Annotated in this window: 14 protein-coding genes and 3 tRNA genes; 10 read left to right on the forward strand and 7 right to left on the reverse strand. The window is 59.0% G+C overall.

The genetic code is table 11. The features are described from left to right. Window positions 1–65 precede the first annotated feature (65 nt). The 10 genes from modA (at window position 66) to ACOYXG_RS14255 (ending at window position 7,589) form a co-directional block, all read left to right on the forward strand. Entirely contained in the window at window positions 66–833 is a 768-nt protein-coding gene (gene modA, locus ACOYXG_RS14210) for a molybdate ABC transporter substrate-binding protein (protein ID WP_460352359.1), read from the forward strand. After that, window positions 834–1,514 (forward strand): molybdate ABC transporter permease subunit, encoded by a 681-nt coding sequence (gene modB / locus ACOYXG_RS14215; RefSeq protein ID WP_003225407.1) that lies wholly within the window; start codon window positions 834–836, stop codon window positions 1,512–1,514. It begins immediately after the preceding gene. 3 nt (window positions 1,515–1,517) lie between these two features. Further along, entirely contained in the window at window positions 1,518–2,597 is a 1,080-nt protein-coding gene (modC, locus tag ACOYXG_RS14220; protein WP_097087327.1) for a molybdenum ABC transporter ATP-binding protein, read from the forward strand. A gap of 69 nt (window positions 2,598–2,666) precedes the next feature. After that, window positions 2,667–3,695, forward strand: coding sequence for a DNA topoisomerase IB (locus ACOYXG_RS14225; RefSeq protein ID WP_460352362.1), 1,029 nt, complete (start codon window positions 2,667–2,669; stop codon window positions 3,693–3,695). Window positions 3,696–3,840: 145 nt separating this feature from the next. Further along, window positions 3,841–5,466 carry an ABC-F family ATP-binding cassette domain-containing protein gene (locus ACOYXG_RS14230; RefSeq protein WP_460352364.1) on the forward strand — a complete coding sequence of 542 codons (1,626 nt, stop codon included), beginning with the start codon at window positions 3,841–3,843 and terminating at the stop codon, window positions 5,464–5,466. Window positions 5,467–5,536: 70 nt separating this feature from the next. Beyond that, entirely contained in the window at window positions 5,537–5,767 is a 231-nt protein-coding gene (locus tag ACOYXG_RS14235) for a hypothetical protein (RefSeq protein ID WP_115989687.1), read from the forward strand. Between the two features lie 122 nt (window positions 5,768–5,889). After that, window positions 5,890–6,120: a hypothetical protein gene (locus ACOYXG_RS14240; protein WP_007964939.1), complete on the forward strand. Its 231-nt coding sequence runs from the start codon at window positions 5,890–5,892 to the stop codon at window positions 6,118–6,120. 107 nt (window positions 6,121–6,227) lie between these two features. Continuing rightward, window positions 6,228–6,512, forward strand: coding sequence for a hypothetical protein (locus ACOYXG_RS14245; RefSeq protein ID WP_047598549.1), 285 nt, complete (start codon window positions 6,228–6,230; stop codon window positions 6,510–6,512). A gap of 207 nt (window positions 6,513–6,719) precedes the next feature. After that, a complete protein-coding gene (msrA, locus tag ACOYXG_RS14250; RefSeq protein ID WP_460352367.1) occupies window positions 6,720–7,226 on the forward strand; it encodes a peptide-methionine (S)-S-oxide reductase MsrA in 507 nt (168 codons plus the stop codon). A 201-nt stretch (window positions 7,227–7,427) separates the two neighbouring features. Further along, window positions 7,428–7,589, forward strand: coding sequence for a hypothetical protein (locus ACOYXG_RS14255; protein ID WP_166495875.1), 162 nt, complete (start codon window positions 7,428–7,430; stop codon window positions 7,587–7,589). A gap of 153 nt (window positions 7,590–7,742) precedes the next feature. Here ACOYXG_RS14255 and ACOYXG_RS14260 read toward each other — a convergent pair whose 3' ends face one another. From ACOYXG_RS14260 to gacA, 7 genes are all read right to left on the reverse strand, one after another. Further along, window positions 7,743–8,183, reverse strand: coding sequence for a hypothetical protein (locus tag ACOYXG_RS14260; RefSeq protein ID WP_460352369.1), 441 nt, complete (start codon window positions 8,181–8,183; stop codon window positions 7,743–7,745). Between the two features lie 331 nt (window positions 8,184–8,514). After that, window positions 8,515–8,601 (reverse strand) — tRNA-Leu (locus ACOYXG_RS14265). 194 nt (window positions 8,602–8,795) lie between these two features. Beyond that, window positions 8,796–8,869: transfer RNA gene (locus ACOYXG_RS14270), tRNA-Cys, on the reverse strand. A gap of 46 nt (window positions 8,870–8,915) precedes the next feature. Then, window positions 8,916–8,991, reverse strand: a tRNA-Gly gene (locus tag ACOYXG_RS14275). 60 nt (window positions 8,992–9,051) lie between these two features. After that, window positions 9,052–9,612 carry a CDP-diacylglycerol--glycerol-3-phosphate 3-phosphatidyltransferase gene (pgsA, locus tag ACOYXG_RS14280; RefSeq protein WP_003225417.1) on the reverse strand — a complete coding sequence of 187 codons (561 nt, stop codon included), beginning with the start codon at window positions 9,610–9,612 and terminating at the stop codon, window positions 9,052–9,054. A 32-nt stretch (window positions 9,613–9,644) separates the two neighbouring features. Beyond that, the gene (gene uvrC, locus ACOYXG_RS14285) at window positions 9,645–11,468 is read right to left on the reverse strand and encodes an excinuclease ABC subunit UvrC (RefSeq protein WP_027612674.1); all 1,824 of its coding nucleotides are present in this window, start codon (window positions 11,466–11,468) and stop codon (window positions 9,645–9,647) included. 2 nt (window positions 11,469–11,470) lie between these two features. Further along, the gene (gene gacA, locus ACOYXG_RS14290; protein ID WP_024012761.1) at window positions 11,471–12,112 is read right to left on the reverse strand and encodes a response regulator transcription factor GacA; all 642 of its coding nucleotides are present in this window, start codon (window positions 12,110–12,112) and stop codon (window positions 11,471–11,473) included. Between the last annotated feature and the right edge of the window lie 91 nt (window positions 12,113–12,203).

A 12,203-nucleotide genomic window follows, 5' to 3' on the forward strand; every position in this document is an offset into this window, starting at 1 on the left:
CGCATCGGTGCAGTCCACCTCCAACAATAACTGCCCTCTGCACTCGCCCATAACGGAGCTGTTACATGACCATTCGTGCCCCACGTTTTGCCCCAACCTGCCTGGCCACCCTGCTTGCGGTATTCGCCTTCGGTACCGCTCAGGCTGATGAAGTGCAGGTGGCCGTTGCCGCCAACTTCACCGCGCCGATCCAGGCCATTGCTGCCGACTTCGAAAAAGACACCGGGCACAAACTGGTCGCCGCCTACGGTGCCACTGGCCAGTTCTATACCCAGATCAAAAACGGCGCGCCGTTCGAAGTGTTCCTCTCGGCGGACGACACCACGCCGGAAAAACTGGAAAAAGAAGGCGACACCGTCAAGGGTTCGCGCTTCACCTACGCCATCGGCACCCTGGCGCTGTGGTCGGCGAAAGATGGTTATGTCGACGCCAAAGGTGAAGTCCTGAAGAAGAATGAATACCAGCACCTGTCCATCGCCAATCCGAAAGCCGCGCCATACGGTCTGGCCGCTACTCAGGTGCTGGAAAAACTCAATCTGACTGAGGCGACCAAGGCGAAGATCGTCGAAGGCCAGAACATCACCCAGGCCTTCCAGTTCGTGTCCACCGGCAACGCCGAACTGGGTTTTGTCGCACTGTCGCAGATCTACAAGGACGGCAAGGTCACCAGCGGTTCGGCGTGGATCGTTCCAGCGAGCATGCACGACCCGATCAAACAGGACGCGGTGATTCTCAACAAAGGCAAGGACAGCGCCGCCGCCAAAGCGCTGGTTGAATACCTCAAGGGTCCGAAAGCCGCTGCGGTGATCAAGTCCTACGGTTACCAGCTCTAAATGTCGCTGACGAGTGCCGACTTCGCGGCGATCTGGCTGACCCTGAAACTGGCGTCCCTGACCACCGCTATCCTGCTGGTCGTCGGCACGCCGATTGCCCTGTGGTTGTCGCGCAGCCGTTCCTGGCTGCGTGGCCCCATCGGCGCAATCGTCGCCCTACCCCTCGTACTGCCGCCGACCGTGATCGGCTTTTATCTGCTGCTGGCGATGGGGCCCAATGGCTTTCTCGGCCACTTCACGCAATGGCTGGGTCTGGGCACTCTGACCTTCAGTTTTACCGGGCTGGTGATCGGCTCGGTGATTTATTCCATGCCGTTTGTGGTGCAACCGTTGCAGAACGCGTTCTCGGCCATCGGCACCCGCCCACTGGAGGTGGCCGCGACCCTGCGCGCCAATCCCTGGGACACTTTTTTCAGCGTGATCCTGCCGTTGGCCCGCCCCGGTTTCGTGACGGCGGCGATCCTCGGTTTCGCGCATACCGTTGGTGAATTCGGCGTGGTGCTGATGATCGGCGGCAACATTCCCGACAAGACCCGCGTGGTCTCGGTGCAGATCTACGACCATGTCGAGGCGATGGAATATGCTCAGGCCCATTGGCTGGCCGGGGCGATGCTGGTGTTTTCGTTTCTGGTGTTGCTGGCGCTCTACTCCAGCCGCAAGACCCGCGCGGGTTGGAGCTGATCGATGATTGATGCACGTCTGAAAATCACTTATCCGGGTTTCAACCTGGATGTCGATCTGCACTTGCCGGGGCGTGGCGTGACTGCGCTGTATGGCCATTCCGGATCGGGCAAAACCACTTGCCTGCGCTGTATCGCCGGGCTTGAGCGAGCCGAGCAGGGTTTCATCCAGATCAACGACGAAGTCTGGCAGGACAGCGAACGGCGGATTTTTGTCCCGCCGCACAAACGTGCAATCGGTTACGTGTTCCAGGAAGCCAGTCTGTTTCCGCACCTGTCAGTGCTGGCCAACTTGCAATTTGGCCTTAAACGCATTGCCAAGGCCCAGCGCCGGGTCGACATGGCGCAAGCCACCGAACTGCTGGGCATCGGTCATTTGCTGGAGCGTCATCCGCAGCATCTGTCCGGCGGCGAACGCCAACGTGTCGGCATCGCCCGCGCGCTGTTGACCAGCCCGAAACTGTTGCTGATGGATGAGCCATTGGCCGCTCTCGACAGCCAGCGCAAAAACGAAATCCTGCCGTACCTGCAACGTCTGCACGACGAGCTGGACATCCCGGTGCTTTACGTCAGCCATGCGCAGGATGAGGTCGCCCGCCTGGCCGATCATCTGGTGCTGCTCAGCGACGGCAAGGCCCTGGCCAGCGGCCCGATTGGCGAAACCCTCGCGCGCCTTGACCTGCCAATGGCGTTGGGCGATGACGCCGGAGTGATCATCGAAGGCCAGGTCAGCGCCTATGATGCCGAGTACCAGTTGCTGAGTCTGCAATTGCCGGCGACTGCCATGAACATCCGGGTGACTCACGCGCCGATGGCGGTCGGTCAGGCCCTGCGCTGCAAGGTGCACGCCCGCGATATCAGTCTGGCCCTGCACAACAGCGAGGCCAGCAGCATCCTCAATCGCTTGCCGGTGACCGTGGTCAGCGAGCTGGCGGCGGACAATGCCGCGCATGTGCTGATTCGTCTGGATGCCGGCGGCACACCGCTGCTGGCGCGGATCACGCGGTTTTCCCGGGATCAGCTCGGCATCCACCCGGGCCAGCATTTATGGGCGCAGATCAAGGCCGTCGCCGTGCTGGCCTGAATTGGTTGGCACGACGGCCACGGCGCGCGGTCAATCGCTGTAACAGAGCGATTCGCCAAGGACACCGCCATGCCCGACACCGCACTAGCCGACGTCTTGCCGCCCGACCTGCATTACGTCGACGATACCCAACCCGGCCTCACCCGTAAAAAGCTGCGTGGCAAGTTCGCCTATTTCGATCCGGCCGGGCAGCGCATTACCGACCCTGATGAGATCAAACGGATCAATTCGCTGGCAGTGCCGCCGGCCTACACCGATGTCTGGATCTGCGCCGATCCGCGTGGCCATTTGCAGGCCACCGGACGCGATGCCCGGGGCCGCAAGCAGTATCGCTATCACCCGCGCTGGCGCGAGGTGCGTGATGCCGACAAGTACTCGCGCTTGCGTGAGTTCGGCCTGGCGCTGCCGAAGTTACGCAAACAGCTCGAAAGCTTGCTGGACGCCCCCGGCTTCAGCCGCGACAAAGTCATGGCCACGGTCATCACGCTGCTCGACGCCACATTGATTCGTGTCGGCAATACCCAATACGCGCGGGACAACCGCTCCTATGGCCTGACCACCCTGCGCAGCCGGCATGTCGAGGTCAACGGCAGCGCGATCCTGTTCCAGTTTCGCGGCAAAAGCGGTATCGAACACCAGATCACCGTCAAGGATCGTCGCCTGGCGCGCATCATCAAGCGCTGCCTGGAAATCCCCGGACAGAATCTGTTTCAGTATCTGGACGAAAACGGCGAGCGGCACACCGTCAGTTCCCATGACGTCAACAGCTACCTGCAAACCCTCACCGGCGCTGACTTCACCGCCAAGGATTACCGCACCTGGGCCGGCAGCGCACTGGCTTTGGCGGTATTACGCGAACTGCAATGGGAGTCGGAAGCCGAGGCGAAACGGCATGTGGTGGAGATGGTCAAGAGCGTGTCCAAACAGCTGGGCAACACCCCGGCGGTGTGCCGCAAGTGCTACATCCATCCAGCCGTGGTCGAGCGCTTCCTGCTCGGTGCGCTGGCCGAACTGCCACGCCCGAGAGTGCGCAAGGGCTTGCGCTCCGAGGAAGTGGCGCTGGCGATGTTTCTCGAGCAAATGATGGACACGTCTTGATCGCGGCGGATGGGTGATCTAGGCTAGCCACCTTTCCCCCTTCGGGACGACCGCAGACAGTGAACAATCAAGCCTTCTGAAAATGTAATCGCGATAAGCGCTGAATAGCGCCTGTCAGTCTTCACGACATTTTTCGGAGGTGCCGATGACTCACGTCTCGCGTACGCCTGCCCTCGTCTCCCTGAATCAAACCAGTTTTCAGTTCGCTAATGGCGAGACGATTTTCAACGACCTGAATCTGCAATTCGATCACATCCACACAGCCATCGTCGGGCGCAACGGCGTCGGTAAAAGTGTGCTGGCCAAGCTGATCGCCGGGCACTTGCAACCAACTGCCGGTAGCGTCACCTGCTCGGTGCCATTGGCTTATGTGGCGCAAACATTCACCGCCGATGCGGCGCAGACCGTGGCCGATGCCACCGGCACCGCCGCCGCCCTTCGCGCATTGCAACGGCTGCAGTCTGGCGAGGCGGCAGCAGAAGATTTTGACATCCTCGGCGAGCGCTGGGATCTGCCCGAACGTCTGCGCCAATCGCTGGATAACGCCGGTCTGCCGGACATTGCTCCCACCGATCTGACCCAACCGCTGAGCGGCGGCCAGCAAGCGCGGCTGGCGTTGATCGGGGCGCTTCTGAATCCGGCGCATCTGTTGGTGCTGGATGAACCGACCAACCATCTCGACGGCCCCGGCCGCGACTGGTTGATGAGCGAACTGGAACGCTGGCGCGGCGGATTGATCGTCGTCAGTCACGACCGGCAATTGCTTGAGCGCATGCAGCGTATCGTCGAGCTGACGCCGCTGGGTGTCACGGTGTACGGCGGCAATTTTTCCGCTTACCAGCAGCAACGACAGATCCATCAGGCGGCGGCGCAAGCGACGCTGGATCAAAGCCGAACAGAGCGCCGGCGCGAGCAGCAGCGCTTGCAAAACGAGCACGACACCATCCAGCGGCATGCCGCCCGCTCACTGCGCAATGCCAAAACCGCCAACGTCTCGGGCTTCGAACGCGCCGGCCTCAAAGGTGCGGCGAGGCAGATCATGGGCCAGGTGCGTCATGGTCATCAGCAGCGCAAATCGGAGCTTGATGCACGGGTGCGCGATGCCTATGCCAAAGTGCTCGCGGATGATGCGGTGCTGATGAACCTGCCCGGCAGCGCAGTGCCTGCTGCGCGCAGAGTCTGCTCGTTGATTGATACGTGCCTGCCATGGCTGCCGGCGCAACCGTTCAATCTCACGCTGAGCGGTCCTGTGCGCGTCGCCGTCATTGGTCCGAATGGCTGCGGCAAATCGACGTTGCTCAGAGTGCTCGCAGGTCAACTGCATCCCGCCAGCGGCGAATGCATCACCCATGTTCCTGCGGCTTATCTGGACCAGCATCTGAAGCTGCTGGATGACCGTCTCAGCGTCATCGAGCAACTGCTCGCGCTGCAGAGTCCGTTGAGTGAGAGCGAATTGCGCAGCCATCTGGCGCATCTGCAACTGGACGCGCAACGGGTCACTCGAGCGAGCGCTTCACTGAGCGGTGGAGAACGTTTGAAAGCCGCGCTGGCGGTGGCCTTGTGGGGCAAGACGCCTGCGCAACTGTTGCTGCTCGATGAGCCGAGCAATCATCTGGATCTGGCATCGGTTCAGGCTTTCGAGCAGGCATTGCAGACGTTTCCCGGCGCAATTGTTGCGGTTTCCCACGACACTGAGTTTCTACAGGCGTTGAAACCGACGCACCATCTGGATTGGCATGCCACAGAGTGGCGGCTGCAACCGACGAACTGACTGGCTATTTTTTGCACGATTGGCCAAGGCTTCTATAGTTGATCTGACACCTATTTGCTGTGGTGACGCCATGGAAGACATATTTGTCGTGAAGCGCTGCAACAAGATCATCATTCACGGCCGCCGCGCCGGGGAAAGTAAGCATGAACCCGCTGAGGCCAGCAGTTGGTTTCGGATCAACGACACCCGCACCGGCGGCTTCATCGGCGACGGCTACGATCTTGAGCAAGATGCCCGACGCGAATGCCAACGGCTCAATGCGGCCAGCTCGCCGCTGCCGGCGCGACAATCGGCCGGCTGATGCAATTGACAGGCGGGGTCTATACTCAAAGCAGCTGACGGACCAGCGCCCCAACGGTCGAGAGCTCGCAGCCCGCGGGCTTTTTGCTGCCTCTCAACGGTTTGTCTGAACGGAGGTGTTCCATGTCCGAAAAAGAGTCCATCACCACCCTCCTCACCCTGCTCGACTCGCGTCAGGCGCGACTTGCCGCGGCCTGCAAGGAAATCGCCGACTGGGTCGACCATCAAGGCGGCCATCCGACCGCCCTGCGCATCCGCGATCGACTGAACGACATCGAAAAAGACACACCGTTGATCCGCAGCACCCTGTCTTCGCTACAGCCTGTCGAACGGCCACTGCCGCGTTTCAGATGACTGCACCGCGATAAACGACAGCTAACCGGCGTACCGTCTGGCCGATGTACCGAACGCCCCGAGGTGTGGGCGGTCAAAACCTGTACACGTCACCCAGGAGACGGTTCATGGTTATCCATTTCAAAACAGACGGACATCTGGCTTGTGGTCACAAGGGCAACAACCTTGCCTCAAGCCTGGAACTCAATCGCGTCAAATGCCGCAGCTGCCGCAACACAGACGCCTACAAAGAAGCACGCAAGACCCAGCGCAATGCCGCACGCCGCGCAGCGCGCCACACCAAAGCTGATCATGGTGCGTCGAACTGGCGTTCGGAGTGGATCGAACGCCTGACCGCGCTGGCCGGGCCGCAGCGCCTGCCAAGGGGCTTTTTCGGGCAAGCGTTCGTATAACCGATTGATGTCGTGTGTAAAGTCCATCACTCGACGTGAATTGTCCCGAATTCACCGCTCGAACCCATCAATGCCCTGGCCTTATCGTCAGGGCTTTTTGTTGAAAACACCGGTTCGAGCAGCCCGTAGCCCTGAATCAGGCTTGCAAATAGCCAACGCGCCCTCATAACCAGAACCGTATCCACCGTCACCTAGAGGCAAAAAATCATGACCGGACAAACCGAAACCGCGATTCTCGCCGGGGGCTGCTTCTGGGGCATGCAGGACCTGCTGCGGCGTTATCCCGGCGTGTTGCAGACGCGAGTCGGCTACAGCGGCGGCGATGTACCGAACGCCACCTACCGCAACCACGGCAACCACGCTGAAGCCATCGAAATCATCTTCGACCCGGCGGTGATCAGCTACCGGCAGATCCTCGAGTTCTTCTTCCAGATCCACGATCCGAGTACACCCAACCGTCAAGGCAACGATCTCGGCCCCAGCTATCGTTCGGCGATCTATTATCTCAGCGAAGAGCAACGCGACATCGCCGAAGACACTGCTGCGGATGTCGACGCTTCCGGGCTGTGGCCGGGACGCGTGGTCACCGAAATCGCACCGGCGGGTCCCTTCTGGGAAGCTGAACCTGAGCACCAGGACTACCTGGAGCGGATCCCGAACGGTTACACCTGCCATTTCATCCGCCCAAACTGGAAGCTGCCGAAACGCAGCTGAAAACACACCTGCGTAATCACTCCACGCCCAGCGCTGGCCTTTACTGAAGGCCGGCACTTGCGCACCTCTGGAATCGATCATTTTGGTGAGCCCTCCGTAGCACAGTTCAAGCGCCCGAGGATGAACATACGTTCATCGCAAGCATGGCTCAATGCGTCTAGCCTGCAGGTTCCAACATAGTGCCTACAGGAGTACCCCACCATGTTCTCGCACGAAAGCCTCCCGCTGATTGCCATTTTCACCATCATGCTACTGTGCGTACTGGCTGCGTTTTTGCACCCGGTACATGCATTCTTCAGCTGGCTGCGCAGGCGCAAGGAACGATCAAACGCCCAGGCTGCAAAAGAGGTTGATTCGCGCTGAGTGTTTTTCCCTGACAAGCCCGGGCATGCCTGGGCTTTTTGTTTTCTGGCCGAACAGCAGATACAAAAAAGCCCAGCGCGGGGCTGGGCCTGATTTTTCGTCACCGTTAAAAACATCCAGGCTTTTTAGCCACGAGAGTGCAACCCAAGTGACTTACGCCAGGCTCCTCTCGTGCTCGCTTTCATGGACATAAACCCATGAAATTCCAGATGGCGAGGCCTGATCGACGCGCATCAGCGCCGAATCGACTTTCTTCTTGGTAATGCCGTCTTTGACAAGGTCGAAGACGGCCAGGAAGCAGTCCCCGGGAAGCGCTGTGATCGAGAGGTTGGTGATGTGTGATTCAGGGCTTCCAGCACGCTTGCCATACAAGCCCCAAAGTCGCTCCCAATAGTCCGTCCGGCTCATGATCTGTCCATCGGTGAGTACCACACGGAAGTCATTCGCCAACGCATCGTACAGGGGCTTGATGGCGCCCTCCGACCGGGAAGACATACCGCGCGACCACGGAAAGAAGAGATTGTACCAACGGTATACCTCGGCTTCGACGAGAGCGGTTTTATCGGTTGCTGCGTGCACTTGATTGATTGCCATCGGTGTTCTCCTTAACACGTCAAAAATGGCGGGGCTGGCGTAACAGACAGGCCGTCTGAATGCCCATCGCCTGAGCGATGTACCGCGCCATGATCAAGATCCATCCTGATATCAACGCCACCGGGTCAAGCTAAAATGTTCACTCAATGACTTTTGATATCTTCGACCAAGCCACAAACGTAGACGCTTGCAGGATTGGTTGCATCGAGAAGTGACCAACGGTCTCTGCGCGCAGAAACGCAAGGAATTGATGAGGAGCCAGTTAAAAATGGCAATCCGGAAACAAACAAGGGTTTGTCTCAGCTTTCGCCCGCAAACCCTTGATTTTAGATGGTGCCCGAAGCCGGAATCGAACCGGCACGCCCTTACGAGCGGGGGATTTTAAGTCCCATGCGTCTACCAGTTTCGCCATTCGGGCGGTAGCGCTGTTGTAGTGCTCAAATCAGTCGACCAGAGAATCTGTCTGTGTTGAGCCTTTGAAGCAGAGCGGGAAATATATACATCACGTCCCGGTGAAGCAAGTTCACAGTGGCTGATTTCAAGACTTAATCTTGCAGCGCACTGAAAATAAAAAAGCTCCGTAAATCATGGATCTACGGAGCTTGTTTATAGTGGAGGCCGAGGTCGGAATCGAACCGGCGTAGGCGGATTTGCAATCCGCTGCATAACCATTTTGCTACTCGGCCTCAAACGATCGCTGTTTAGTAGCACAACAACAACCGCGTACAAACTTGGAGCGGGAAACGAGACTCGAACTCGCGACCCCGACCTTGGCAAGGTCGTGCTCTACCAACTGAGCTATTCCCGCTTGGTGTGGCGCATTCTATAGATTTCAGATGCCCCGTCAACCCTTTGATTCAAAAAAGTTTTATTTCTTTTCAACGTCGGTTTTCAGATGCGGCCAGGCGGCCCGCAGGTATTGAACCATCGACCACAACGTCAGGCCCGCCGAGATCATCAGCAAGGCGTAACCCAGCAGCACCCAGAAGCTGAAATCGCGGGGATTGGCCAGCAGGATCACCAGCGCCAGCATCTGCGCCGCGGTTTTCCACTTGCCGAGATTGGACACTGCTACATGAGCGCGGGCACCGAGTTCGGCCATCCATTCACGCAAGGCCGATACGACAATCTCGCGGCCGATGATGACGGCTGCGGGAAGTGTCAGCCACAAATTGCCGTGTTCCTGAACCAGCAGTACCAAAGCGACTGCCACCATCAGCTTGTCGGCAACCGGATCGAGAAACGCGCCGAACGGCGTGCTTTGTTCAAGGCGGCGGGCCAGATAGCCATCCAGCCAATCAGTTGCCGCCGCAAAGGCAAATACCGAGGCGGAGGCCATATAGCTCCACTGGTAAGGCAGGTAAAACAGCAAAATGAAGATCGGGATGAGCAGGACGCGGAGAACGGTAATCAGATTAGGGATATTCATCGGCACAACTGGCTACGAGGTGAGTTGGCATTCTACTCGCTATGCAGGTTTGCATAAATCGACTCTGCGAGCTTTTTACTGATCCCCGGTGCTTTGGCGATCTCTTCGATGCTTGCACGAGACAGCTCCTGCAATCCACCAAAATGTTTCAACAAGTCCCGACGTCGGGTCGGCCCGACACCCGCAACGCCTTCCAGCGTCGAGGTGCGGCGGGTCTTGCCGCGCCGCGCACGGTGGCCGGTGATTGCGAAGCGGTGCGCCTCGTCACGAATCTGCTGGATCAGGTGCAACGCCGGGGAATCGCCACGCAGCGTGAACTCATGCGCGGCATCATTGAGATACAAAGTTTCGAAGCCTGCCTTGCGTGTTGCACCCTTGGCCACACCCAGAAGAATGAGATCCGGCACCGCCAGCTCGTTGAGTACGTCGCGGGCCATCGACAACTGACCTTTGCCGCCGTCCACCAACAGAATGTCCGGCAGCTTGCCCTCCCCGTCCTTCAGTTTGCTGAAGCGCCGAGTCAACGCCTGGTGCATGGCTGCATAGTCATCACCCGCCGTGACCCCTTCAATGTTGTAACGACGATAGTCGGATTTGATCGCGCCTTCCGGGCCGAACACGACACAGGAAGCGACGGTGGCCTCACCACTGGAGTGACTGATGTCATAGCACTCAAGACGCTGCGGCGGCTCATCCAGGTTCAGCACTTCTGCCAGCGCATCGAAGCGCGCAGCCGTGTGTTGCCGGTTGGCCAGGCGTGCACCCAGCGCTTGCTCGGCATTGGTGACCGCCAACTGCTGCCATCGAGCCCGCGTGCCGCGTACCCGGTGGCTGATGCTCAGCTCCCGACCGCGCAGCTCGTGGATGGCGTCGATCAGAGCCGTGGCGTCTTCGGGAACCACGTTGACGATCAGTTCGCCTGGCAGGTCGCGCTCCGGACTGCTGATGTAGTACTGACCGAGGAACGCCGCCATGACTTCAGCGACCTCCTCCTCGATACCCACCTGCGGAAAGAAGTTCTTGCTGCCCAACACCCGACCGCCGCGCACACTGATCAAGTGAACGCAAGCGCCGCCCGGGTTGACGAAAGCTGCGATAACATCGATGTCGCCCGTTCCACCTTCCATGCTTTGCTGATCCTGAACACGGCGCAGCAAGGCAATCTGGTCACGCAACTCGGCGGCGCGCTCGAATTCGAGATTGATTGCCGCCTCTTCCATTGCCGTGGACAGCTCATTGGTCAGGGCATGACTGCGCCCCTCGAGAAACATCACCGAATGGCGTACATCCTCGGCGTAGACCTCAGGTTCGACCAGACCGACACAAGGCGCCTTGCAACGCTTGATCTGATATTGAAGACACGGGCGCGTGCGATTTTTGTAATAGCTGTCTTCGCACTGACGGACGAAAAAGGTCTTTTGCAAGAGGCTGAGACTTTCGCGAATGGCCCCGGCGCTCGGGTACGGGCCGAAATACTTGCCCTTGGCCTTCTTCGCGCCACGGTGGATGCTCAGACGTGGGAATTGGCCGTCAGACAGAAAGACATAGGGATAGGACTTATCGTCGCGCAGCAGAATGTTGTACGGCGGCCGCCACTCTTTGATCAGCGTCTGCTCAAGCAGCAACGCCTCGGTTTCGTTGGCGGTAATGGTCGTTTCGACCTGCGCGATACGCCCGACCAGCGCAGCGGTTTTTGGCGCCAGCCCGGTCTTGCGAAAATAGCTGGCAAGGCGCTTCTTGAGGTTCTTGGCCTTGCCGACATACAGCAGGCGCGCATCGCTGTCGAACATGCGATAGACGCCGGGGCGCCCACTGACAGTCGCCAGGAAGGCGCCGGAATCGAATACTTCAGTCATGATCAGGCGCTGGCATCCACCATGCCGTGGCGCACAGCCAGCAACGTAAGCTCGACGTCACTGCTGATCGACAGCTTTTCGAAAATCCGGTAGCGATATGTGTTCACTGTTTTCGGCGACAAGCAGAGTTTGTCGGAGATGATCTGCACCTTCTGGCAGCCGACAATCATCAACGCGATCTGGATTTCCCGCTCGGACAAGGCGTCGAAAGGGGAATCGTTGGTTGGCTGGAACGATTTGATCGCCAGTTGCTGGGCAATCTGCGGGCTGATGTATCGCTGCCCGGCAAACACCAGACGGATCGCCTGAACCATTTCCGGCAAACCAGCGCCCTTGGTCAGGTAGCCGGCGGCACCAGCCTGTAACAGGCGCGTAGGAAATGGATCTTCCTCGCACACGGTCACCGCGACGACCTTGATGTCCGGGTGGCTGCGCAACAGCTTGCGCGTGGCCTCGAGGCCACCAATACCGGGCATCTTTACGTCCATCAGGACCACATCGGGTTTCAACTCACGGGCCTTGATCAGGGATTCTTCCCCGGACTCGGCCTGTCCAACCACCTGCAAGCCATCGATATCGGCCAGCATACGTGTAATGCCTGTACGAACGAGATCATGGTCGTCGACCACTAGCACCCTAATCAAGCAGACACCTCGCGATATGGTCTTATTGGGATGCCGGACACCTTAGCAAAAAGTGCCAGACAGACCTAGCGGCAAGCATCATTTAAAAAGT

The organism is Pseudomonas sp. G3-39, assembly GCF_054790485.1.